Genomic DNA, 24,624 nt, shown 5'->3' on the forward strand with positions numbered 1-24,624 from the left:
CGCGTGGTGCAAAGTTACCTGCAAAGCGGCGTGCTGGAAGCCGTGCCGAAAGCGCCGGAATTCAGTTACCCGACCTACCTGGTTTATTCCCGCGACCGCGATTCGGCGACGCTGCAACAGGCGTTCGACCTGCTGCGCGAGGTGATCAAGACCGACGACGACTGGTCGCAACGCTGGAACCCGTTGGGCTGACCCCGCCGACCTGCGCATTTGCACCGGAGCATGGCGTTTGTGTCCTCAAGGTTGAGCAAGCCTGCGCCCACGAATCGGCTAATCTGCGGTGACGATAAAAATCACAGGTGATTGCAGTGAGGCAGACCACCCAAGCGTTTCGCAGCCGCTACCGCGCCGACATCCATCGTTTCTATAACCCGTGGCTGCACGGCGCGTTTGTGCTGCTGTTCGGCGTGCTGGCGATAGGCGTATTCTGGCGCACCGTGCAGCAGGTTCAGCCACTGGAATGGCTGGCAGTGCCGTTGACGCTGCTGTTGTTCAACTTCGCCGTGTACAGCGTGCATCGGCACTTGGGGCATCACAAAAAGAGTTTTGCGCGGATGTTCTACGCGCGGCATGCCGGCGACCATCACAGCTTCTTCGCGCCCGGCCACATGACCTACGACAACGCTCGCGACTGGCGAGTGATTCTGTTCCCGGCGTGGCTGATCGTGGTGCACACACTGGTCTTCACCCTGCCGCTGTGGTGGTTGTTGTCGCTGCTCAACGCCAACGTCGCCGGCCTGTTTGGTGGCTGCATGGTTCTAGGTTACCTGCTATACGAAGTGTTCCATGCTTGCGAGCATTTGCCGCCGCGCAATCCGGTCACGCGGTTGCCGTGGATTCGGCAGATGCGCCGCCTGCATGAACTGCATCACCGCCGTGAGCTGATGCAGGAACGTAATTTCAATATCGTCTTTCCCCTGATGGATTACCTGTTCGGCACCCTTTACTGGGAACCGGAGCACGCCCACCCGCACCCGACGAGAACGCCCATGACCCGCATGCAACATCAGATCGTGATTGCCGCCAATCCGATTGCCGTGCTCGCCTACGCCAGCACCGTGAGCCGTTGGCCGGAGTGGCATCCGTCGTCGCTGAAGGTCGACGGCGACGCCGGCCCGCTGCATGCCGGCGCGCGTTTCGAGGAGGATATTCGCGCCGGTGGCCGCGACGGCCATCTGAGCTGGGACGTCGAAGAATACCTGCCGGGGCGCCGCTGGAGCGCGCGGGCGCGGGGCGATCACGGGTTGCCGCTGGTGCTGACTTATCAGTGCGACGCCGAGGGCGACGGCACGCGGTTTGTGCGCACGCTGGATTATCAGTTCAGCAGCCTGGGCATGCGCATGGCCAATCAACTAGTGCTCAAGCGCCGTATCGAACGAGAATCGGCAGCGTCGCTGGCGGCGTTGCGCGACCGTGCACAAGCGCACGTCGCGGCTGCGGGAGTGAGCGCGTGAGATCAGTCCTCAGATTTGCAGTGGTGCTGATCGTCGTCACTGGCGGGTTTTTATTGCTGATGCCGACCAAGGTCCATCCGCTGGCGTGGACGCCGGCACCGGCGCCGTCGATGGTCAGCGGCGTCTACGCCGACAATCAACGCCTCAAGGACGTCGAGCGCATTGGCGCAGCGGATATCGACGGGCCGGAGGCGTTGCTGCTCGAAGAGGGTGCGCTGATCACCGGCCTGCACGATGGCCGAGTGATCCGCAGCAGCCTCGATGGCAAAACTCGCACCGTGCTGACCGACACCGGAGGCCGGCCACTGGGCCTCGCGCGGCATCCCAACGGCATGCTGGTGATCGCTGACGGGCTCAAGGGCTTGCTGTCGCTGGACGCGCTTGGCCAGGTCATTCCATTGTCCACCGAGGCCAACGGCGTGCCATTCGGATTTACCGACGACGTGGCCATCGACAAGTCCGGGCATTACGCCTACTTCAGCGATGCGTCGAGCCGCTGGGGTTACGGCAAGGACGGCGCGGCGATCATCGAGCATGGCGGCGACGGGCGTTTGCTGCGTTATGACTTCCAGAGCGGCAAAACCGAGGTGCTGCTAGAGAAACTCGAATTCGCCAACGGCGTGACGCTGGGGCCGGACGATGCGTATGTGCTGGTCAACGAAACCGGGGCTTATCGCATCAGCCGGTATTGGCTGAGCGGGCCGAAGGCCGGGACGCACGATATTTTCATCGATAACTTGCCGGGGATGCCGGACAACCTCGCGTTCAATGGTCGCGATCGGTTCTGGGTGGCGCTGTATGCACCGCGCAATGCGCTACTCGATGCGACGGCGCCGCACCCGTTTGTGCGCAAGATGATCGCGCGGGCGATGACCGTATTGCCTAAACCTGTTGAGAAGCGTGGGTTTGCCTTGGGGTTGGATCTGGACGGCAAGGTCATTGCCAATCTGCAGGACGCGAGCGACGGCAATTACTCGCCCATTACCACGGTGCGCGAGTATGGCGAGTGGTTGTATTTTGGTTCGCTGAAAGCGCAGCACATGGTGCGCTTGCCGCTGAGCAAAGCCCTTCAATAACCCCCCGCCTTTGTAGGAGCGAGGCTTGCCCGCGAAGGCGTCTTCATAGTCGCCATCGAGGTCGACTGAAAAGACGCCTTCGCGGGCAAGCCTCGCTCCTACAGGGTTGTGGGGGCCTTTTCGGGTTGGGGCTCTCGGTGCTTTGCGATTAGCGCGGATTGATCTGGTTATCGTGCTCGGCGTTATCGGTTTCTTCGCGCACGCGTTCCGGATCGAGGTCGGTGCCGTCGCTTTGCTCCAGCGGCTTGGCGCCTTCGTTGTTCGGCAGCTCGTCGATCCCCGGCTCGTCCTCGGGGTTGACGGTGGTGCGGCCGGGGCTCAGCGGTTCTGGATGGGTCGGAATCGGGTCGTACCCGCCCTGCTGTTCGCTGGGGAATTTTTCGTTGGAAAACCGTGGATCAGACATTGGGTGGCACCTCTGAAAAGTGAGTCGGGGATGGAAGACTCTGTACTTTCGAGGTGCCGGGCTTGAGCGCCGTTCCAATTATTCAGTCACCAGTCGTCGGTGGTCAGGACGAGGCCTGAAGCTGCTGAACAATTTTCTCTTTGACCTGGAAACGCCGCTCCTTGAGTTTTTTCAGAGCGTCATCACTTGGCGCGTCCGACTGTGCGGTTTCAGCCTTGACCACCTCGGCATCAGCCTGCGAGTACTTGTTGATCAGTGAATCCAGTAACGGATCCTTGGTGCGTTTTTGGTGGATATCTTCCTTGGAAATATTCAAATCCTGATAAAGATCGTGTGGCACCGGCATGGAACACCTCCGTTTATTGATCGGCAGCAAACGCGGTCACTTGCGTTCGCCAACCATCAGAATGGCCTCGGTTACCTGCTTCTGTCGACCTGCTGTCAGACCAGCGGTGTCCGTTCGTCGTCGTTTTGCATTTGCGATAAAACCTTTCGTCGCCCGCAAGCCTCCATTACATAACGGTCACCTGATCGCTTATAAAACCCGTGTGGAGATGAACCAATGGACGGATTTAACCTGCGCCACCTCGCCCTCGCCGTTGCCCTGAGCACCGGTATGAGCACTGCTTTTGCTGCCACTTCCAATGATTTTGTCGACAACGCGGCCGCTGGCGGCATCGCCGAGATCGAAACCAGCAAATTGGCTCTGGAAAAGAGTTCATCGGCAGACATCAAAGCCTTCGCCAACATGATGATCAAAGATCACACCGAGGCGAACGCAGAACTGAAAGCCTTGGCGACCAAGCATGACATCGAGGTGCCGGACGACACCACGCTGGTCAAGCAAGCCAAGGAAAAAATCCTCGACATGCGCGACGAATCGTTCGATGCGGCCTATGCCAATAATCAGGTAAAGGCCCACGAAGAAACCATCGCGCTGTTTAAGAAAGAAGCTGAAACAGTCACCGACGATAAAAAGGCCGGTGCCACCGAGTTGAAAGGTTTTGCCCAGAAAATGCTGCCGGCGCTGGAAAAACATCTGACCGCAGCGAAAGAATTGCAAGCCAAACATCCAAGCAAGTAACGCCGTTTAAACAGTTGAATAAACAACCGCATAAAAAAACCGCATCCATTGGATGCGGTTTTTGTGTTTGTTATCAGCCGCCATCAGTATCAATATCGGCATCGGTGTCTTCACCCGGCGATGGCCGATCGGGCTCGGGTTTGAAACCGGGACTGAATTCGTTGTCGTTATCGTCGTGAACGTTTTTCTGATCGACTTCGCTGTCGGCGCTTTCCGGTTCGGCAGTATTTTCATCGCGGCTTTGATCGCGGTTCTGGTCAACGCCTTGATCGCGGCTCTGATCGTTGCCCGGAGCCCCTTCACCCGGCACTTGCGGGTCGATCGCCGGGTCATTGCGGTCAACCGGTGCCCCGCCCTGATCCTGTTGCTGAGACTGGTCTTTCATAAGTACCTCGCTCGTCAATTCACATGCGCGGCCAAAACAGTCAGGCCTTGAAAATAGGAAGCCATTGTTGGCGCAGGGTTCAAATTGAATGGACAGTGCCATGCTCGCTGATAAAAGATCGCAGCCTTGTGCAGTGACTACTAGAGTTCTGCTCAGGATAAAAATATCCTTGCGCCCGCTAACAACTAATTCACACCACAAATGTCACTGATTTGCGCCGATCGTAATTTGGGGAATCGGTGCAGACCTTTTGGGAGTCGACACACATGGCAGCACTGCAAACCAGCACGCTTGAAGCGATGAAAACACAACAATCGCTACTGCTTGCCGAATGGACCAAAGGCCTCGAAGCCAATGGCGCGACGCGCAATCTCAAGGAACAGGACCTCAAGCAACAGATGTCCGAGTTTCTCCAGTTGGTGATTTCCGGCCTTGAGCAAGGCAATGGCCAGAACATCGCCGCGCCGGCCTGGGACGAGATTCGTCAGTTTCTCGAAAAACTCTCCCACAGCCGCGCCCTGCTCGGCCAGGATTCGCAGCAGACCGCCAGCTTCATTTTCTCCCTCAAGGGTCCGGTGTTCAGCCTGCTGCAAAACCTCTACAGCAATAATCCAGCGCAGCTCGGCGAACAACTCTGGGAAGTTTCCGAGCTGCTCGATGCGCTGGGCATGCACACCATCCGCACCTTCCAGAAATCCCGTGAAGCGGTGATCAAGCGTCAGCAGGAAGAACTGCTGGAGCTGTCGACCCCGGTGGTCAAATTGTGGGACGGCGTGCTGGCGCTGCCAATGATCGGCACACTGGATTCGCAACGCACCCAAGTGGTCATGGAATCGCTGCTGCAACGCATCGTCGACACCGGTTCGGAAATCGCCATCATCGACATCACCGGCGTGCCGACCGTCGATACCCTGGTCGCGCAACACCTGCTGAAAACCGTGACCGCGATTCGCCTGATGGGCGCTGACTGCATCATCAGCGGCGTGCGTCCGCAAATCGCGCAAACCATCGTGCACCTGGGCCTCGACCTGCAAGGCGTGGTGACCAAGGCCAATCTGGCCGACGCCCTGAAACTGGCGCTGACCCGCTTGGGAATTACCGTCAGCAAGGCGGGATGAGGCCATGGAACGCATACCGATTCTGCAAATGGGCGACTTTCTGCTGGTGACCATCCAGGTCGACATGCATGACCAGTTGGCCCTGACCCTTCAGGACGACCTGTCCGAACGCATCAGCCGCACCTCCGCGCGCGGCGTGCTGATCGACATTTCGGCGCTGGACATGGTCGATTCGTTTATCGGCCGGATGATCGGCACCATTTCCGGCCTGTCGAGGATCATGGACGCCGAGACGGTATTGGTCGGCATGCAGCCCGCCGTGGCAATTACCCTGGTCGAACTCGGCATGACCTTGCCCGGCGTCAGCACTGCGCTGAACGTCGAGCGGGGGATGAAACTGCTGCAGGAACGAGTGCGCGAACAATGAGCGTGCGCAGCAGCGGCAGCCAACCGATTCAGATTGAGCAAGACGTGGTCCTGGCCCGTCAGACCGCGCGCAAGCTTGCCCAGGAATGCGGCATGCGCCTGATCGATCTGACCAAAATGGTTACGGCGGTCAGCGAGCTGGCGCGTAACACCATGGTCTATGGCGGTGGCGGCGACATGGATTGGGAAATTCTCGATGAGAGCGGCCGTACCGGTTTGCGTCTGGTGTTTCGTGACGAAGGGCCGGGCATCCCCGACCTGAAACTGGCGATGACCGACGGCTGGACGTCCGGCGGTGGTCTCGGCTTGGGCCTGACCGGCGCTCGGCGTCTGGTGGAAGAATTCGAACTGGAAACCGAGCCCGGCAAAGGCACGCGCATAACGATTACCCGATGGACATGAATATTGGGGGCACCCTGACGCAGGTTTTGCCGATCGAAGACAGCAGCCAGATCGGCCACGCCCGCCGCACCGCGCAACAGCTCGCCGAGCAGCATGGCTTCGACGCCACCGACGCCGGACGCGTCGCACTGGTGGTGACGGAACTCGCCAGCAACATTCTCAAACACGCGGCACGTGGCGAATTGCACCTGCGGGTATTGCCACGCGCCGTGGGCGCCGGGATCGAAATCCTCGCGATTGATCGCGCGGGCGGTTTCGACGTGCAAGCGTGCCTGGCCGACGGCTTCTCCACCCGTGGCACCCAAGGCATCGGCCTCGGCGCCATGTCGCGCCAGGCTGACGTGTTCGACGTGCATGCCGACTCGCGCGGCACCGTGCTGTTGACGCGTTTCTATCCGCGTAACGACAAGGCACCGGACCGCCGCGTCGGCATCAGCCAGCACTCTTTGCACGATGACCCAGCGTGCGGTGACGTGTTTCACCTGGCGTTTGATGGCGCCAGCATCAGCGCGTTGGTCATCGACGGTTTGGGCCATGGCGAAGAAGCCGAACGCGGCGCGCGGGCCGGTGAGCAGACTTACGCGCTGACGCCGTTCGCCTCACCGGTATTGCTGCTGGAAGACATTCATCGGGCGATGATCGGTTCGCGTGGCGGCGCATTGGCAATCGCCCAATTCGACGGCGACTCGCTGAGATTCGTCGGCATCGGTAACATCGGCGCCTGCCTGATTGCCCCGGACAAGTCCCGTGGCCTGGCCTCGCACCCCGGAATCGTCGGTGGCCAATATCGGAAAGCCCAACCCTTTGACTATGCTCACGTGAATGGACAGTTATTGATCATGTACAGCGACGGCCTGCAGTCTCGTTGGAATCTGCAAGATTACCCCGGCCTGGTGCACCGCCATCCCGCCGTAATTGCCGCCATTTTGCACCGCGACTTCTGCCGTGGGCGCGACGACGTCACCGTGCTGGTCGTGGCTCTGGAGGCCGCCCATGGCTGATTCACTGAACCTGACGCCCGACGAACAAGCGGCGCTGATCGCGCAGTTGCAGAGCGAAGCCAATGCACTGCGTGAAGAGCTGGACGAGACCAATCAGGGCGTCCTGGCGTTGTACGCCGAGCTGGATCAGCAGGCCGATCAATTGCGCCAGGCGTCGGACCTGAAAAGCCGTTTCCTGTCGTACATGAGCCATGAATTCCGCACCCCGCTGGGCTCGATCCTGAGCATCACCGGGCTGCTGACCGATGAACTCGACGGGCCGCTGAGCAGCGAACAGCACAAACAAGTGGCGTTCGTCAGCGGTGCCGCACGCGAGTTGAGCGACATGGTCGACGACCTGCTCGACCTGGCGAAGATCGAAGCCGGGCGCATCACCATCTCGCCGGGCTGGTTCGACATGTTCGACCTGTTCTCGGCGTTGCGCGGGATGTTCCGGCCGATTGTCGATGGCGGCGCGGTGGATCTGATTTTCGAAGAACCGGTGGGCATTCCACGGCTGTTTACCGATGACAAGAAACTCGCGCAGATCCTGCGCAACTTCATTTCCAACTCGCTGAAGTTCACCACACGCGGTGAAGTGCGGGTTTCGGCGCGGCTCGAAGACGGCGATTACATCCGCTTCGCCGTCACCGATACCGGAATAGGTATCGCCCCGGAGCTACATGGCGCATTGTTCGAGGACTTTTCGCAGGTCGACTCACCTTTGCAGAAACGCTTGCGCGGCACCGGGCTAGGCTTGTCGCTGTGCAAACGCTTCGCCGCGCTCCTCGGTGGCGAGGTCGGGGTGCAGAGCACGCCGGGCACTGGCTCGACCTTTTTTGTGATCATCCCGCTGGCCATTCCTGTGGAGCCCGCCGATGAAACGTGACATCCGCTTGTTGATCGTCGATGACAACGTCGCCACCCGCTACGCCTTGCGCCGGCGCCTGGAAAGCCACGGCTATGCGATTCTCGAAGCCGGCACCGGTGGCGATGGCCTGGCGCTGATCGACAGCGAACGGATCGATGCGCTGATCCTCGACGTCAACCTGCCGGACATGAGCGGCTTCGACATCGTGCGCAAACTGCGCGCCGAAGTGGCCACCGCCCTGCTCCCGGTGATTCACGTGTCGGCGGCCTCGATCCAGACCGGCGACATCATCACCGGCCTCGACGCGGGCGCCGACGCTTACCTGATTCACCCGGTGGACCCGGATGTGCTGTTGGCGACCTTGCGCACGCTTATGCGGGTGCGCGATACCGAGAACGCGCTGCGTGAGAGTGAGGCGCGCTTTCGCGAGATTTTTACCAATGTCTCGGCGCCTATCGCGGTGATGGACGCGACGCTGAAAGTCCACGAATGCAACCATGCGTTTGCTCAGCTGATTCAGGAAAACCTCGACCCGGACACTTTACGTGAATGTTTCGCCGACGATCAGGGTGCGGTGATTGATGAACTGCGCCTGCGCCTGGCTTATGGCGAGCGCTGGAAAGGCACGCTGAACATGTGCGTCGAAGGTCAGGAGCGCGAGACCGAGTGGCAGATTTCGCCGTATCGCACGCCGGAATTGAGCCTGGTGTTTGTCGAAGACGTCACCGAACACCGCCATCGCGAACGCTCGCACCTGGCGCGTCTCGACGATGCCACCACGCAATTGGCCAAGGAAGTCGCTGAACGCGCGCGCACCGAGGCGCAACTGCTGCAAGTGCAGAAAATGGACGCGCTGGGCAAGTTGACTGGGGGCATTGCTCACGATTTCAATAATTTGCTCACTGGCATCATTACCAGCCTGGAATTGATTCAGAAACGGGTCAGCGATTCACGTCTGGACAAGGTGCAGTTTTACGCCGAAGCGGCGCTGAATTCGGCGATGAGCGCCGCCGCGCTGACCCATCGTCTGTTGGCGTTTGCTCGTCAACAACCGTTGGACACGCGCCCGGTGGACATCAACGAACATGTGCGTTCGCTGGAAGAATTGCTGGTGCGCACGATTGGTGAACGGATTGCGCTGAAGCTGGAATTGACCAACAAAGCGGCGATTGCCTTGGTCGATCCGATTCAGCTGGAAAGTGCGGTGCTCAATCTGGTGATCAACGCTCGCGATGCGTTACCTCAGGGCGGCAATATCTGGGTCAGCACGTACGCCGCGTACTCGCACGGCGACCCGAACATGACCGACGGCGCGTATATCGCGCTGGCCGTGCGCGACGACGGCACTGGCATTGAACACAGCGTGATCGATAAGGTGTTCGACCCGTTTTTCACCACCAAACCGTTGGGCCAGGGCACCGGGTTGGGGCTCTCGACCATTTACGGTTTCGCCCGCCAGTCCGGCGGCGATGCGCACATCCGCAGCGTCGCACGGCGCGGCACGGAAGTGACGATCATGTTGCCGGCGAGTGCTGAGCCGCTGATGGAGGTAGTCGAGCCGGTGGTGGTCGATTCCCAAGGCGCAGGCGAGCATGTGTTGATTGTCGAAGACATGCCCTCGGTGCGTATGTTCGTCGCCGAGGTGCTGACCGATGCCGGTTACCGCTGCACCCAGGCGGGCGATATCGAAACAGCGCTGGAACGCTTGCAGAACGACTTGACCATCGACCTGATGCTCACCGATGTCGGCCTGCCCCGCATGACCGGCCGCGAGCTGGCAGACGTCGCGCGCGGCTGGCACGAATCCTTGCCGATCCTGTTCATGACCGGCTACGCCGAAAACGCCCTCAACCGCCAAGTCTTCCTCGGCGAAGGCATGGACATGCTGGTCAAACCCTTCCAAATCAGCGAACTCCTGGAAAAAGTCCGCCGCAGCCTCGACGGCACCTGACGGCGCAATCGCGAGCAGGCTCACTCCCACAAGGGATCAACCCAAAACCTGTAGGAGCCGAGCTTGCTCGCGATGGCGGTGGGTCAGTCGATAGAGATGTCGCCAGTGATGGCCCCTTCGCGGGCAAGCCTCGCTCCTACAGAGGATTCGCACCCGACGCAGCACTTGCGCCCAACCCGAATTCCCTGTGGGAGCGGAGCTTGCTCGCGATGGCGGTAGGTCATTAAGAAATGATCTGGCTGACACGACCTCATCGCGAGCAAGCTCGCTCCCACAGGGGATTTGCGTGGAGACACAGCTTTTGTGCTCAACCCGAAACCTGTAGGAGCTGAGCTTGCTCGCGAAAGCGGTGGGTCAGTCGATAGAGATGTCGCCAGTGACGGCCCCTTCGCGGGCAAGCCTTGCTCCTACATGGGATCCCCGTTGACCCAAGCATCTGTGCCGAACACAAATCCCCTGTAGGAGTGAGCCTGCTCGCGATGGGGCCCGCGCGGGCGCCATCGATCATCCAAGCACATTTGCCAGGAACGGTGCGGTGCGACTTTTCTTGTTTTTTGCGACGGTTTGCGGGGTGCCTGCCACGACGATTTTGCCGCCCTGATCCCCTGCCCCCGGCCCGATGTCGATCACCCAGTCGCTCTGCGCGACCACGCGCATTTCGTGTTCGACGACGATCACCGTGTGCCCGCCCGTGACCAGCGTATCCAGCTGTTCCAGCAACCGATCGACGTCACGCGGATGCAGCCCGGTGGTCGGCTCATCCAGCACATACAAGGTCGCGCCACGCTGATTGCGTTGCAGCTCAGTCGCCAGTTTGATCCGCTGCGCTTCACCGCCCGAGAGCTCCGTCGCCGGTTGCCCGAGGCGCAAATAACCCAAACCAATATCACGCAGCACTTCCAGCGAACGACGAATACCCGACTGCTCGGCAAACACCGTTACCGCCTCATCCACAGTCAACTGCAACACCTGCGCAATGCTCAAGCCCTGCCAGGTAATCGCCAGCGTCTGCGGGTTATAACGGGCGCCGTGACACGTCGGGCACGGCGCATAAACGCTCGGCATAAACAGCAACTCGACACTGACAAAACCCTCGCCCTCACACGTCGGGCAACGACCCTTGGCGACGTTGAAGGAAAATTGCCCGGCGTCGTAGCCCTCGGCCTGCGCCTCTGGCGTCGCCGCATACAGCTTGCGCACGTTGTCGAACAGCCCAGTGTAGGTCGCCAGATTCGAGCGCGGCGTGCGGCCGATCGGTTTCTGATCGACTTGCACCAGGCGCTTGATCGACTCCAGCCCCGCCGTGACCTGACCGCCACTGACCTGCGGCGCGTCATCTTCGAGGCTCAACTCCTCGGTTTCGCCAGCATTCGCCGCCCGCCCGAGATGCGCGCCGACCAGCTCCAGCAACGCCTGGCTGACCAGACTCGACTTGCCGGAACCGGAAACACCGGTCACCGAGGTAAAACAACCCAAGGGAAACTCGGCGCTCAAATTATTCAGGTTGTTGCGCGTGATCCCTTCAAGCTTCAGCCAGCCAGTCGGCTTGCGAATAACGCGTTTTTTACTCACCTCTTCAGCGAACAAATAGGCGCGGGTCTGCGAGTCAGAAATATCCGCCAAACCCGGCGGCGGCCCGCTATACAGAATCCGCCCACCGTGCTCGCCAGCCGCCGGCCCGACATCAATCAGCCAATCGGCGCGGCGCATGGTTTCCAGATCATGCTCGACCACAAACAGCGTGTTGCCCGCCGCTTTCAAACGCTGCAAGGCTTCGAACAGCGCTTCGCCATCCGCCGGATGCAGACCGGCCGATGGTTCGTCCAACACATAAATCACGCCGAACAACTGCGACCCCAATTGCGTCGCCAGGCGCAGGCGCTGCAACTCGCCGGACGACAACGTCGGCGTGCTGCGCTCCAGTGCCAGGTAACCGAGGCCAAGGTCGGTCAAGGTACTGACCCGCTCGAGCAAGTCCTGGGCAATGCGTTGCGCTGCCAGACGTTTCTCCACCGACAGGTTCGGCGTATGACGCACGTCCGGGGCGTTCGCGTGGCCACTGCCACCGTGGGCGACGCGCTGCTCGCGGGCCTCGCGAGTCTGGCTGTGGCTGAGCACCTCACCGGATTCATCAGCCTGTTCGAGATAACTCTGCGCCGCCACCGGCCGCAACACTTCGGCGACTTGCAGCAAGGTCATTTGCGACAGCTCGCCGATGTCGAAACCGGCAAACGTCACCGACAACGCTTCACGCTTCAAGCGTTTGCCCTCGCACAACGGGCACGGGCTGCCGAGCATGAACTGCGAAACGCGCTTCTTCATCAACGCGCTTTGCGAATGGCTGAAGGTGTGCAGGATGTAGCGCCGAGCGCCGGTAAACGTGCCTTGGTAACTCGGCTCCATTTTGCGCTGCAGGGCGACTTTGGTTTCTTCCGGGGTGAGCCCGGCGTACACCGGCACCGTTGGCGACTCTTCGGTGAAGAGAATCCAGTCGCGCTGCTTTTTCGGCAGTTTGCGCCACGGGATATCGACGTCGATGCCCATGGTCACGAGGATGTCGCGCAGGTTTTGCCCTTGCCACGCCAGCGGCCAGGAAGCGATGGCGCGTTGGCGGATAGTCAGGTTCGGGTCCGGGACCATCAGCGCTTCGGTCACTTCATAGACGCGGCCCAAACCATGACATTCGGGGCAGGCGCCTTGCGGGGTGTTCGGCGAGAAGTCCTCGGCGTACAACATCGCCTGCCCCGGCGGATAGCTGCCGGCGCGCGAGTACAGCATGCGGATCAGGCTCGACAACGTGGTGACGCTGCCCACCGACGAGCGTGTACTGGGCGTGCCGCGCTGCTGTTGCAGGGCCACGGCCGGCGGCAAACCTTCGATGGAATCGACATCCGGCACGCCGACCTGATCGATCAGGCGCCGCGCATACGGCGCCACCGATTCGAAATAGCGCCGCTGCGCCTCGGCGTACAGGGTCGAAAAGGCCAGCGACGATTTGCCCGAACCGGACACCCCGGTAAACACCACCAAGGCGTCACGCGGAATGTCCACGTCAACGTTCTTGAGGTTGTGCTCCCGGGCGCCACGCACCCTGACCATGCCGGAGGAAGGGGTTGCGGTGCGCTTTGAAGTCATGGGCCAGCCTTAATTACAGGTGTATTTTTTGAACGCGATAACGATACGGACAGGGCTCGGCCGTGATCGTGCGATTGAAATCGACGTTGCGCACAGACACCACCCCAAAGCGCGTGCACAAAACCTGTAGGAGCGAGGCTTGCCCGCGAAGGCGTCTTCACAGTCACCATAGATGTCGACTGAAATGACGCCTTCGCGGGCAAGCCATGCTCCTACAGAGTTATGTGTCAGCCATTGAGGACGGCGCGAACCATCTGCGTCAGCGCTTCGGGGCCGTAGGGTTTGCTGAGCAGGTGCGTGTCCGGGCTCAATTGGTGATTGCGCGAAATGATGTCGCGCGTATGCCCGGAGGTGAACAGCACCGCGACTTGCGGGTTTTGCACTTTGGCCCACGCCGCCAGGTCGGAACTCTTGATCAGCCCGGGCATGACCACGTCGGTGAAGATCAGGTCGACGACCAAACCTTCCAGCAACATTTGCATCGCGATATCGCCGTTGCTCGCGGTGAGCACCTGATAACCCTCTTCGCGCAGCAATTCGACCACCGAGACGCGCACCGCTTCGTTGTCCTCGACCACCAGAACCGTTTCATGCCCGCCGCGCTGCTGTGCGGTCGGCAATGCCGGTTCACCCGGCAACGCGCGCAAGCTGCGCGGGAAGTACATCTTCACGCGCGTGCCTTCGCCGGGCACGCTGGACATCTCGATGTGGCCGCCGCTCTGTTTGACGAAACCGAAAACCATGCTTAAGCCGAGCCCGGTGCCCTGGCCATCAGCCTTGGTAGTGAAGAACGGTTCGAAGGCCTGCGCCAACACCTCGGGCGACATGCCGCTGCCGGTGTCTTGCACCGCCACGCGCACATAATCGCCGGCGACAATGCCTTTACCGGCGCAGAACTGCCGGTCGAGGGCGATGTTTTCGGCGCTCAAGTCAATCGTGCCCTCGCCGCGCATGGCGTCGCGGGCGTTGATCGCCAGATTGAGGATGGCGTTTTCCAGTTGGTTGCGATCGACGTGCAGACGCCACGGCTCATCGGCGATATTCACATTGATCTGGATGGTTTCGCCAAGCGCGCGTTGCATCAATTCTTCGAGGCCGTCGAAGATTTTCCGTGGGTCACACACCGCCGGCGACAGCGGTTGGCGACGGGCGAACGCGAGCAGCTGCGAGGACAGCTTGGCCCCGCGCTCGACCGCAGCAATCGAAGCTTTGACCCGACGCTGCACGTTGGCGTTGTCCGGTTCATGCCGGGCGAGCAAGTGGAGGTTGCCGGCGATGACTTGCAGCAGATTATTGAAGTCATGGGCGACGCCGCCGGTGAGGCCGCCAATCGCTTCCAGTTTCTGCGACTGGCGCAGCTGTTCTTCGGCCGCCAGCCGCGCGCCCACTTCATTGGCCACACGCTCTTCAAGATTGCGGGTGAATTTGAGCAACGATTCTTCGGCGATCTTGCGTTCGTGAATGTCGATCAACACGCCGGGAAAACGAAACGCCCGGCCCTGTTCATTGAACTCGCAACAACCGCTGGCGAGCACCCACAGATAACTGCCGTCGGGGCGCATTACCCGATATTCGGCGTTGTACGGCGCGCCGGTTTTCACCGCTTGCTCGACCCGTTCCTGCACCCAGCTGTGGTCATCAGGATGAATCCGCGATTCAGCGATGCGCGCTGGCAGGTCGGCCAGATTGCATCCGGCAGGATAAGAAAAGGTTCGGGCAAAACGCTCGTCGCCGGACAGCACATTGGCTTCGAGGTCCCAGACGAACGAGCCGATCAACGCCCCGGCATTCAGCGCCAGGCGCACGCGCTCGTTATCGGCGCGATAAGCATCTTCGGCGGCTTGGCGGCGGCGCTCGGAAATCACATGCGCGGTGGTCTCGACCACCATCGCCATGACCCCGCCGGGCCGCCCTTCATCGTTGGCGACCGGGCTGTAATAGAGGTCCATCCAGACTTCTTCCGGCACGCCGTCGCGGAGCAATTCCAACTGTTTGTTGCGAAACGACAGGGTGCCGCCCGCCAGGCAGGTATCGACCACGTGCCGATTGAAATCGGCGACTTCCGGCCAGCCCAGTTCAACTGGCGAGCCCAACAGATAAGGGTGGCGCCCGCCAGCAAACACCGAGTACGCATCGTTGTAGATCATGTAGCCGAGCGGACCCCAGAGCATCACCATCGGCAATGGCGACGCCAGCATCAACTGCACGGTACTGCTCAGGCTGCGCGGCCACTGATCAATGTGTCCAAGCTCGGTCAGGCTCCAGTCGAACGCACAGATGCGCCCGGCCATTTCGCCGTTCCAGCCAACACAACCGTGGTTATCGGAAAGAAACTGCATCGACTGACTCTGTGTCCTGTGGTGACGCCCGTTGGTTTCGAGCACGCTGAGTGCCAATGGTTTCATAGAGTTATAGCTGAACGAAGATTTCGCAGCGGCTGTCGGTCATCGAGTGGCGGTGACTGTGGACGCAGCCTCCCTGGGGCTCGGCAGCTGCTACAGGTTTGGTGGCGCCTGCCGATTACACCTCGATCAAATGTTTGAGCGGATGGTAGCCAGTTTTCAATGTGGCGGCGACATCCAGAATGGCTTTCTCGATGCCATTCAAATGCATGCAGGTCAGTTCGATCGCGGCGCTCTGATTGCCGGCCTCGATGTACTCGATCAGGCGCAAGTGCTCGTCGTCGCGGCACACCTCGTGGCTGTCGTCGTCCAACGCTGCGGCGTACAGCGAGGCGCGCGAAATCAGCTTCTGGAACCAGTCGAGCAACACTGGATTATTCAGGCTGCGCGCCAGTTTGATGTGGAACTCGCCGAGCAGATGAATCAGCCGTTCATGATCGCCGCTGCGGTGCGCCTGATCTTCCAGCAACAGGTGATCGCGCAGATCCTGGGTCACCGCGGTATCGCGGCGACGGCACAATTCGCTGACGATGCCGATCTCGATCAGACGCCGGGTTTCAAACAGCGACCGAATCTCTTCATCGCTGGGCAACGACACCGACGCACCTTTATTGGGCTCGGTGGTGACCAGTCCATCGGCCTCCAATTGCTTGAGTGCGGCACGAACCGACGTGCGGCTGACATTAAATAACTGCGCCAGCGACGCCTCGCCGAGTTTCATCCCCGGACGCAACGAACGCTTGCTGATCGCCTCGTAAACCCCTTGGTAGACACGGTCGACCGTGGTTTCCAGTTTTTTCTCGACCATTTCCCCGCTCCTTTGGCCCAGTGCAATCCACCCCTGGCGTTGATCAGCCATTGAAAAAGGGGCTTGCAAGAGCAGATTAATCCGGCTATTTCTAAATTGCATCCAAACATTGCATACAATAATTAGAGGATTGCACCATTATGGTTCAGCCGATAGCCATTGAAGTGCGTAACGTTTCCAAGCGCTATTCCGAAGACCTGGGGCTGGCGCCCGCCCTCGACAATGTGTCCGTAGACATTGCCGACAACGAATTCTTCACCCTGCTCGGCCCATCCGGCTGCGGCAAAACCACCTTGCTGCGCACCATCGCCGGTTTCGAGCACGTCAGCGATGGCGAGATTCGTCTGGCGGGTGAACCGGTCAACCACTTGCCGCCGTTCAAGCGGCGGGTCAACACGGTGTTCCAGAGTTACGCGCTGTTTCCGCACATGAGTGTCGCGCAGAATATCGCCTTCGGCCTCGAGATGCAGGGTCTAGATCACAAGTCGATTCCGCAACGGGTCGATGAAATGCTCGCGCTGGTGCAAATGCAACACTTGGCCCGGCGCAAACCGGCGGAACTGTCCGGCGGTCAGCAGCAACGGGTGGCGTTGGCTCGGGCCTTGGCGCCGAAACCGAAAGTGCTGTTGCTGGATGAACCGCTGTCAGCGCTCGACCTCAAGTTGCGCAAAGAAATGCAGGTCGAACTCAAGCGCGTGCAGAAGGAAGCCGGGATCACCTTCATTTTTGTCACCCACGATCAGGAAGAGGCGCTGACGCTTTCCGATCGCATCGCGGTGATGTCCGCCGGCAAGATCCTGCAGATCGGCACGCCGAACGACATCTACGAACGCCCCAACCATCAGTTCGTCGCGCAGTTTATCGGCGACATCAATTTCCTCCCCGGCCAGCTCAAGCGCGGTCAGCACAACGAAAAACTCTTTGTGCCGAACGGCATGCCGGTGGAAATCCCCTGCCCCGCCCACGGTTTTGACGGCGCAGCGGTGCAATTGGCGTTTCGCCCGGAGCGTTCGCAACTGGTTGACCCGACGCAGCCGCATCACCTGCGCGGGGTGATCGAAGCGGTGTTGTACGTCGGCACCGCGACGCTCTATCAATGCCGTTTGAACAACGACATCAAAGTCATGCTGCGCGAAAACAACGAAGGCCTGAACCGTGGCCGTGTCGTCGGCGATCGCGTGGCGGTCAATCTGCCGCCGCACGCCTGCCTGTTGATGGAGGCCTGAGATGAGCGTCAGCAGCACTTCTCCCGCCCTCAACCGCGCGCTGTTGCTCAGCCCGGTGGTTCTGACTTTGCTCGCGTTGATCGCCATTCCGCTGGGCATCATGGGTTACATCAGCCTGCTGCCGCGCAACGTTTACGGTGGTGTCGACTGGCAGGCCGATTGGCAATTGCACAGTTACGTGCAGCTTTTTTTCCAGGAAGGTTTCGACGGTGAACTGGAGCTGAATTGGGTTTACGCCCAAGCCCTGTTGCGCTCGGTGTTTCAGGCCGGCGGCACGACGCTGCTGTGTTTTCTGTTCGGTTTTCCGGTGGCGTTATGGATGAGCAGCCTGACCCCACGCCGACGCAATTTGATGGTGTTGCTGATCACCATTCCGTTCTGGACCAACCTGCTGATCCGCAACTACGCCTGGCTGATCATCCTCCGCGAACAGGGCTGGGTCGCGCAGAGCCTGAATGCGCTGTTGCCGCAGGCCGGTGGCATCACCCTGCTCTACAACGACTTCGCGGTCAGTGTCGGGCTGGTCTACAGCTTTCTGCCGTTCATGATTCTGCCGATTTACTCGACCCTGGAAAAACTCGACTGGCGTCTGGTGGAAGCCGCCTACGACCTCGGCGCCAATCGCTGGCACGCGCTGAAGCGGATCATTTTGCCGCTGTCGATGCCCGGCGTGATTGCCGGCGCGCTGCTGGTATTTGTGCCGAGCCTCGGTGCGTTCATCACCCCGGCGATTCTCGGCGGCGGCAAGACGCTGATGATCGGCAACCTGATCCAGCAGCAATTCGGCACCGCGCGCAACTGGCCGCTGGGCAGCTCGCTGTCGTTCCTGTTGCTCGGGATTCTGCTGGTGTCGCTGGTGTTCTACGCACTGTATAGCCGCCGCGCTAGCAAGACACTTCGTCGAGGAGCCACCGCATGATCGCTCTGCATCTGAAAAAACTGCCGCTGACGCGTGAAGTCAGCCTGTTGATCCTCGCCTACCTGTACGTGCCGATCTTTGTGCTGATCGCCTACAGCTTCAACGCCAATCGCTCGGCGACGGTATGGACCGAGTTCTCGTTTGCCTGGTACGGGAGGATTCTCGCCAACCCGTCGATCCAGACCGCCGCGCTGAATTCGATCATCGTCGCCAGCATCGCCACGGTCTGTGCCACGGCGATTGCGCTGCTCGCGGCACTGGCGACTTACCGGCCGTTTTATGGGCAGAAAATGGTCGAGGGCGGGATCAACCTGCCGCTGATCCTGCCGGAAATCGTCACGGCGGTGGCGACCTTGCTGCTGTTCATGGCGCTGGGAATCAAGCTCGGTTTGCTGACGGTGATCGTCGCGCACATCGGCTTCTGCATTCCCTTCGCTTACCTGCCGATCCGCGCGCGTCTGAATGATCTGGACAAAAGTCTGCTGGAAGCGGCGAACGACCTGTACGCCAATCCGTGGCAGGTGTTTCGCCGGGTGACGCTGCCGCTGCTGTGGCCGGCGGTGTTGTCCGGTTCGGTGCTGGCGTTTGTGGTCAGCCTTGACGATTTCATCATGACGTTCTTCGTCGCCGGCCCCGGCTCGACGACGTTGCCGGTGTACATCTTCTCGGCGATCAAGGCTGGCGTGACCCCGGAGATCAACGCGATCTCGACCCTGATGCTGGTGATTTCCATCGTGCTGGTGGTGCTGGCCTTCTGGCTGGGACAGCGCGGCAAAAACCAATAAAAAATCTGGAGCTCTTTTATGAAAGTGAAAACCCTGCGTTTGGCTATTTCTGGTCTGGCCCTGAGTTGCTTCAGCGCATTTAGCGTCCAGGCTGCCGAACCCAAAGAACTGTTTTTCTACAACTGGACCGACTATTACCCGGTGGATTTGCTGGCCAAGTTTGAAAAGGAAACCGGGATCAAAGTCACCATGGACGGCTACGACAGCAACGAAACCCTGCTCGCCAAGTTGCAGGCCGGCGGCGCTGCGTATGACGTGATCGTGCCGTCGCAATCGATCATGCAAACCTTGATCAAGCAGGATTTGCTGCTGGAAATCGATGCGCCATCACTGGCGAATTTCCAGTACGTGAAACCGGCGTTCCGCGACCCGAGTTTCGACCCTGGCCGCAAGTTTTCGGCGCCGTATCTGTGGGGCACTACCGGGTTTTCCTATGACAGTGCGCGGGTCCCGGGCGGCAAGCTCGATGATTCGTGGAAGGAGTTTTTCGAGCCGCGCAAAGAGCTCGAAGGGCAACTCGCCGCGCTGGACACGTCCAGCAGTGTGATCAACGCCGCCAGCCATTATTTGAACGTCGACGAATGCACGGAAAACCCGCAGGACGCCAAGCGCATTCTGGAGCTGCTGCAAAAGCAGAAACCGCATCTGAAGATGTACAGCTCGGACAACACCGTGGACCGCATGGCGTCCGGCGAGGTGATCATGATGCAGAACTGGAACGGTTCGACCGCCCGCGCGACGTTGCAGAAGAGCAGCATCAAGTACGTGTATCCGCGTGAAGGCGTGGCGATGTTCCAGGACAATTTCGCCGTACCGAAAAGCGCGCCGCACCCTGGCAACGCGAAGATTTTCATCGACTGGATGATGAAGCCGGAAAACGCCGCCGCGGTGTCGAACGCGATTGCCTACGCCAACGGGATTCAGAGCGACCAGTTGCTCGATGCCAAATGGAAAGTCATGGACGCGATCAACATGCCCGACGAATTCGCCTCGCGCCTGCGCCCGGAAAAAGAATGCAGCAACAAGGCGCGCGAGCTGCAAGACCGGATCTGGTCGAAGCTCAAGGGTTGATCGGCTGGCTTTGAACCGAGGTGCGGCCATCGCGAGCAGGCTCACTCCTACAGGGTATTGGGTTGATCACACAGCCCATGATCAACACAAAACCCCTGTAGGAGCGAGGCTTGCCCGCGAAGAGGCCCGAACAGACACCGCATAACGGCCATCGCGAGCAAGCTCGCTCCCACAGGGTATTGGGTTGTTCACACAGCCCATGATCAACACAAACCCCCTGTAGGAGCGAGGCTTGCCCGCGAAGAGGCCCGCCCAAACACCAAATATTCAGAGGTAAAAAATGACCTGGCTCCGCAACGTCTGCCCCTACGGCGCCCCTGCCGAGGATCTGCTGATCGAAAACGGTCTGTTCAAGGATCGTCGCCCGGCGTCCGCTGCACCGCTGGCCGCCACTGATATCGACGGCCAACACCAACTCCTGACCCCGGCGCTGGTGGAAAGCCATGTCCACCTCGATAAAACCCTCTGGGGCCAACCCTGGCGGCCGAACAGCGCGGGGCCGACGCTCAAGGATTACATCGCCAACGAGCGCAACGTCCTGCGCGAAGTCGAAACGCCCATCGCCCAACGCGCCGGCGCGCTTCTGGAAAACTGCATCGCCCGTGGCTCGCTGACCCTGCGTTGCCACGTCGACATCGACCCGGAATTCGGCCTGCGCCACGTCGAAGCCCTGCAACAACTGCGCGAGCGCTATCGCGACCTCATCGACCTGCAACTGGTGGTGTTCCCGCAAACCGGGCTGATCAGCCGCCCCGGCACCGCCGAACTGATGCGCGAGGCCATGGCGCTCGGCGTCGAAAACGTCGGCGGCCTCGACCCTTGCGGCATCGACAATGACCCCATCGCCCAGCTCGATTTTGTCTTCAAGCTCGCCAGCGAATTCGAGCGCGGGGTCGACATTCACCTGCACGACAAAGGTGAGTTGGGCCTGTGGCAAATCAAATTGATCGCCGACTACACCGAACGTTTCGGGCTTCAGGGCCGGGTGATGATCAGTCACGCCTATTGCCTCGGCATGTTGCCGTGGAGCCAGGTGCAACCGGTGGCCGAACGCCTCGCAGCGCTGCGCATTTCACTGATGAGTTCAGCGCCAGCCGATTGCGCGGTGCCGCCTTACCTCGCTTTGCGCGCGGTCGGGGTCAATGTGTGCCTGGGGTCGGACGGCATCCGCGATGCCTGGTCGCCGATGGGCAACGGCGACATGCTCGAACGCGCGATGCTTTTGGCGTTCCGGTTTGACCTAAACAAGGACGAAGAACTGGCGGCAGCCTTCGACGCCGCCACCGTGAACGGTGCGCGGGCATTGGGCTGCGAGGCTTATGGCGTGGACATCGGCTGCCCGGCAGACTTTCTGCTGATGCCCGTGCAGACCCTGGGCGAAGCGGTTGTTTCACGTCCGCTGCGCGAGGTCTATCGCGGCGGCCGGCTGATCGCCACGGCCGGCCGTTTGCTGGACAGTCGCCTGTGAAACGCATTGGCTTGAAAGCCGCTTGCGTGGTCGGGTTCGACGGTACTCAGCATGTGCTGTGGCGCGACGGCGAAGTGGTGTTTCGCGGTTCGCGCATCGAGTTTGTCGGGCGCAATTACCCCGGCCCGGTGGATCAATGGATCGACTACGGCAACGCGTTGATCGGCCCCGGTTTCATCGACCTCGACGCCCTCGGCGATCTCGATTCGACGGTGCTGACCCTCGACAACGGTGACGAGCGCGGCATGGGCCGCATGTGGTCTGAAGACTATCTGGCGGCCGGTCCGCGCGAGAGCTACACCGCCGACGAAGAGCGCTTCAAGTACCGTTACGCCTTCACGCAACTGATCCGCAACGGCATCACCACGGCGATGCCGATCACCTCGATGTACTACCGCGAATGGGCAGAAACCTGTGACGAGTTCGCGGCGGTGGCCGCTGTGGCTGGCGAGTTGGGCCTGCGCACTTACCTCGGGCCTTGCTACATGAGCGGCATGAGTTATTGGCGCGCCGACGGCACTCTCGGTCATCACTGGGACGAAGCTCGCGGCCTCGCCGGATTGCAAGCAGCGGCGCGGTTTTTTCAGGATTTCGACGGTGCCCACGACGGCTTGATTCGTGGCGCCCTGCTCCCGGATCGCATCCAGACCTGTACCCCGGCGCTGCTGCAACGCACCGCCGCGCTGAGCCGCGAACTGAATGCACCGATGCGTTTGCACTGCTGCCAGGGCTTGGGCGAAGTGGCGATGGTCAAGCAATTGCGCGGCGTTTCACCGCTGGCCTGGCTCGAGCAACTGGACTTGCTGACCCCGCGCAGCCTGCTGCCCCACGGCATTTACACCGACGGCGACGCAGATCTTCAGCGCGTGGTGAACGGCGGCGCGAGCCTGGTGCATTGCCCGCTGGTGTTCGCCCGTGACGGCGAGGCGTTGAACTCTTTCGGCCGTTATCGCGCCAAGGGCATCAACTTTGCGTTGGGCACCGATACCTGGCCGGCGGATTTGCTGGAGAACATGCGCCACGGCTTGAACATCGCCCGGTTGATGGAGGGCGGCAACGCCCTGACCAGCACGCTGGACCTGTACAACGCCGCCACGCTCGGCGGCGCCAAGGCTTTGCGCCGCGACGACCTCGGACGCCTGGCGCCGGGGGCCAAGGCTGATATCACCGTCTTCAGCCTGCGCGGCCAGCACCTCGGGCCGCTGTTCGATCCACTGAAAAACCTCGTGCTCGCCGGGCGTGGTGACGACTGCATCGCCAGTTATATCGACGGTCGCTGCGTGATGCAGGACGGTCAGGTGCAGGGCGTCGATTACCCGGCGTTACAGCGTCAGGCGCAACGCCAATTCGAAAAACTGATGCGCAGCCACAGTGCTCGGGCGTTTGGCCAACCGGACTGGAAAACCCTGTTCAAACCGGCGATCCCGTTCGCCGATGACTACAGCGCAGACGCGCCGCTGAGCGCGATTGATCCCCTTCTTTAAAGCGTTTTCGCCCTAGAGCGTTTTTTTCATAGCGCGTTTTTTCATAGAGAGCTGCCATGCAAAGTTTCGATTTCAGCCAACTGAGCCCACGCGACAAATACAAGATCCTGATCGGCAGCGTCGTGCCTCGGCCGATTGCGTTGGTCACCACCATTGATGGCGAAGGCCGGATCAACGCGGCGCCGTTCAGTTTCTTCAATGCGTTGTCGGCCGACCCGCCGATCCTCGCGCTCGGCGTGGAAAACTACGGCGACCAGAGCCCCAAGGACACCACGCGCAACATCCAGCTCAATCAGGAATTCACCGTGAATATCGTCAGCGATGCGCTGGTGGAAGCCATGAACGTCTGCGCCGTGCCGTTCGCGCCGGGTTTCGACGAACTGACTGCCGCCGGCCTCACCGCAATCCCCGGCACCACGGTCAAATGCCCACGCATCGGCGAAGCCCCGGTGGCGCTGGAGTGTCGACGAATGATGGCGCTGTCGATTGGCCAATCGCGGGAGATCATTTTTGGCGAGGTCTTGATGGCGCATGTGCGCGACGAATTGATCGACCCGAAAACCCTGTACATCGACCAATTGGGCCTGGACGCGATCGGGCGCATGGGTGGCCACGGTTATGCACGAACCCGCGATTATTTCGACTTGCCAACCCGCTCGTTGCAGGCGTGGACCGAGACGCCGGGGGGCGGTGAACGGTTTTGGCCATTGTCCAAATAATGGCCTCACCGTTGATCGTTCCCATGCTCCGCGTGGGAACGATCGGCACTCAATGAAAATCCCGGCTGCGCACGTGGATGCCGTCCAGCAGCGGGCTCAAATCGCTCATGCGTCCGGCGATCAGGTGCCGCACCTCGCCTTCCCTTTCCCAGCGCCCATCGACCTTGAGCAATTGCGCGCCGACCAGCACTTGGCGCTGGCGTTCGGCCAAGTCGCGCCAGACCACCACGTTGACGTTGCCGAATTCGTCTTCAAGGGTCACGAAAGTCACGCCGCTGGCAGTGCCCGGTCGTTGGCGCCCGGTCACCAGCCCGGCGACGCTGACCGGGCGCCCGTGCTCGACGTCGAGTAATTCCCGGGAGCTGCGACAACGTCGGGCCTTGAGTTCGGCGCGCAGCAACGCCAACGGGTGCGGGCCGAGCGTGGTGCCGACCGTCGCGTAATCGGCGTGCAAATCCTCGCCCACGGTCGGTTTGGGCAACGACACCTCCACCTCTTCCTGACTCGGTAAACC

The 24,624-nt window shown here is 60.7% G+C and carries 23 protein-coding genes and 1 pseudogene; 17 read left to right on the forward strand and 7 right to left on the reverse strand.

What is annotated here, in order from left to right:
* From BI292_RS26510 to BI292_RS26520, 3 genes and pseudogenes are all read left to right on the forward strand, one after another.
* Positions 1–192: pseudogene (locus BI292_RS26510) on the forward strand (LysR family transcriptional regulator); the annotation flags it as partial.
* 116 nt (positions 193–308) lie between these two features.
* Complete coding sequence (locus tag BI292_RS26515) at positions 309–1,454, forward strand: SRPBCC family protein (protein ID WP_101209732.1); 1,146 nt, start codon at positions 309–311, stop codon at positions 1,452–1,454.
* Positions 1,451–2,530 carry an SMP-30/gluconolactonase/LRE family protein gene (locus BI292_RS26520; protein WP_101209733.1) on the forward strand — a complete coding sequence of 360 codons (1,080 nt, stop codon included), beginning with the start codon at positions 1,451–1,453 and terminating at the stop codon, positions 2,528–2,530. The genes BI292_RS26515 and BI292_RS26520 overlap by 4 nt, the downstream gene beginning before the upstream one ends.
* A gap of 148 nt (positions 2,531–2,678) precedes the next feature.
* On the opposite strand, the gene BI292_RS26525 is transcribed toward BI292_RS26520, so the two are convergent.
* Entirely contained in the window at positions 2,679–2,936 is a 258-nt protein-coding gene (locus BI292_RS26525; protein ID WP_101209734.1) for a hypothetical protein, read from the reverse strand.
* Between the two features lie 103 nt (positions 2,937–3,039).
* Complete coding sequence (locus tag BI292_RS26530; RefSeq protein ID WP_101209735.1) at positions 3,040–3,282, reverse strand: DUF465 domain-containing protein; 243 nt, start codon at positions 3,280–3,282, stop codon at positions 3,040–3,042.
* 216 nt (positions 3,283–3,498) lie between these two features.
* On the opposite strand from BI292_RS26530, the gene BI292_RS26535 reads away from it, so the two are divergent.
* Positions 3,499–4,020: a DUF4142 domain-containing protein gene (locus tag BI292_RS26535; RefSeq protein WP_101209736.1), complete on the forward strand. Its 522-nt coding sequence runs from the start codon at positions 3,499–3,501 to the stop codon at positions 4,018–4,020.
* Positions 4,021–4,093: 73 nt separating this feature from the next.
* On the opposite strand, the gene BI292_RS26540 is transcribed toward BI292_RS26535, so the two are convergent.
* Positions 4,094–4,405, reverse strand: a complete 312-nt coding sequence (locus BI292_RS26540; protein WP_101209737.1) for a hypothetical protein — start codon at positions 4,403–4,405, stop codon at positions 4,094–4,096.
* 266 nt (positions 4,406–4,671) lie between these two features.
* Between BI292_RS26540 and BI292_RS26545 the strand changes: the two genes are divergently transcribed.
* From BI292_RS26545 to BI292_RS26570, 6 genes are read left to right on the forward strand one after another with little or no spacing between them, the layout of a single operon-like run.
* The gene (locus tag BI292_RS26545; protein ID WP_101209738.1) at positions 4,672–5,523 is read left to right on the forward strand and encodes an STAS domain-containing protein; all 852 of its coding nucleotides are present in this window, start codon (positions 4,672–4,674) and stop codon (positions 5,521–5,523) included.
* A 4-nt stretch (positions 5,524–5,527) separates the two neighbouring features.
* Positions 5,528–5,890, forward strand: coding sequence for an STAS domain-containing protein (locus BI292_RS26550; protein ID WP_092269358.1), 363 nt, complete (start codon positions 5,528–5,530; stop codon positions 5,888–5,890).
* Entirely contained in the window at positions 5,887–6,291 is a 405-nt protein-coding gene (locus BI292_RS26555) for an anti-sigma regulatory factor (RefSeq protein WP_092269361.1), read from the forward strand. Before BI292_RS26550 ends, BI292_RS26555 begins: the two co-directional genes overlap by 4 nt.
* Positions 6,288–7,292, forward strand: a complete 1,005-nt coding sequence (locus tag BI292_RS26560; protein WP_101209749.1) for an ATP-binding protein — start codon at positions 6,288–6,290, stop codon at positions 7,290–7,292. The genes BI292_RS26555 and BI292_RS26560 overlap by 4 nt, the downstream gene beginning before the upstream one ends.
* Entirely contained in the window at positions 7,285–8,160 is an 876-nt protein-coding gene (locus BI292_RS26565) for a sensor histidine kinase KdpD (protein ID WP_101209739.1), read from the forward strand. Before BI292_RS26560 ends, BI292_RS26565 begins: the two co-directional genes overlap by 8 nt.
* On the forward strand, positions 8,150–10,093 hold the full coding sequence (locus tag BI292_RS26570) for a response regulator (protein WP_101209740.1): 1,944 nt from the start codon (positions 8,150–8,152) through the stop codon (positions 10,091–10,093). Before BI292_RS26565 ends, BI292_RS26570 begins: the two co-directional genes overlap by 11 nt.
* 504 nt (positions 10,094–10,597) lie before the next feature.
* Here BI292_RS26570 and BI292_RS26575 read toward each other — a convergent pair.
* From BI292_RS26575 to BI292_RS26585, 3 genes are all read right to left on the reverse strand, one after another.
* Positions 10,598–13,228 (reverse strand): excinuclease ABC subunit UvrA, encoded by a 2,631-nt coding sequence (locus tag BI292_RS26575; RefSeq protein WP_101209741.1) that lies wholly within the window; start codon positions 13,226–13,228, stop codon positions 10,598–10,600.
* Between the two features lie 227 nt (positions 13,229–13,455).
* Positions 13,456–15,567: a PAS domain-containing sensor histidine kinase gene (locus tag BI292_RS26580; RefSeq protein WP_101209742.1), complete on the reverse strand. Its 2,112-nt coding sequence runs from the start codon at positions 15,565–15,567 to the stop codon at positions 13,456–13,458.
* 181 nt (positions 15,568–15,748) lie between these two features.
* Positions 15,749–16,438: a GntR family transcriptional regulator gene (locus BI292_RS26585; RefSeq protein WP_092269376.1), complete on the reverse strand. Its 690-nt coding sequence runs from the start codon at positions 16,436–16,438 to the stop codon at positions 15,749–15,751.
* A gap of 140 nt (positions 16,439–16,578) precedes the next feature.
* Between BI292_RS26585 and BI292_RS26590 the strand changes: the two genes are divergently transcribed.
* The 7 genes from BI292_RS26590 to BI292_RS26620 all read left to right on the forward strand — a co-directional run bounded on the left by BI292_RS26590 (position 16,579) and on the right by BI292_RS26620 (position 24,110).
* Positions 16,579–17,664 (forward strand): ABC transporter ATP-binding protein, encoded by a 1,086-nt coding sequence (locus tag BI292_RS26590; protein ID WP_101209743.1) that lies wholly within the window; start codon positions 16,579–16,581, stop codon positions 17,662–17,664.
* A gap of 1 nt (position 17,665) precedes the next feature.
* A complete protein-coding gene (locus BI292_RS26595; protein ID WP_101209744.1) occupies positions 17,666–18,583 on the forward strand; it encodes an ABC transporter permease in 918 nt (305 codons plus the stop codon).
* Positions 18,580–19,368 carry an ABC transporter permease gene (locus BI292_RS26600; protein ID WP_092269384.1) on the forward strand — a complete coding sequence of 263 codons (789 nt, stop codon included), beginning with the start codon at positions 18,580–18,582 and terminating at the stop codon, positions 19,366–19,368. Before BI292_RS26595 ends, BI292_RS26600 begins: the two co-directional genes overlap by 4 nt.
* A gap of 18 nt (positions 19,369–19,386) precedes the next feature.
* The gene (locus BI292_RS26605; RefSeq protein WP_101209745.1) at positions 19,387–20,439 is read left to right on the forward strand and encodes an extracellular solute-binding protein; all 1,053 of its coding nucleotides are present in this window, start codon (positions 19,387–19,389) and stop codon (positions 20,437–20,439) included.
* Between the two features lie 280 nt (positions 20,440–20,719).
* A complete protein-coding gene (locus tag BI292_RS26610; RefSeq protein WP_101209746.1) occupies positions 20,720–21,907 on the forward strand; it encodes an amidohydrolase family protein in 1,188 nt (395 codons plus the stop codon).
* Positions 21,904–23,391, forward strand: coding sequence for an amidohydrolase family protein (locus BI292_RS26615; protein ID WP_101209747.1), 1,488 nt, complete (start codon positions 21,904–21,906; stop codon positions 23,389–23,391). Before BI292_RS26610 ends, BI292_RS26615 begins: the two co-directional genes overlap by 4 nt.
* Positions 23,392–23,447: 56 nt before the next feature.
* Positions 23,448–24,110: a flavin reductase family protein gene (locus BI292_RS26620; RefSeq protein ID WP_101209748.1), complete on the forward strand. Its 663-nt coding sequence runs from the start codon at positions 23,448–23,450 to the stop codon at positions 24,108–24,110.
* A 49-nt stretch (positions 24,111–24,159) separates the two neighbouring features.
* Here BI292_RS26620 and BI292_RS26625 read toward each other — a convergent pair.
* On the reverse strand, positions 24,160–24,624 hold a 465-nt coding region (locus tag BI292_RS26625), incomplete at its 5' end, for an OB-fold nucleic acid binding domain-containing protein (RefSeq protein WP_256592742.1).

The organism is Pseudomonas sp. 43NM1 (genome assembly GCF_002836905.1).
Taxonomy (GTDB): Bacteria; Pseudomonadota; Gammaproteobacteria; order Pseudomonadales; family Pseudomonadaceae; genus Aquipseudomonas; species Aquipseudomonas prosekii.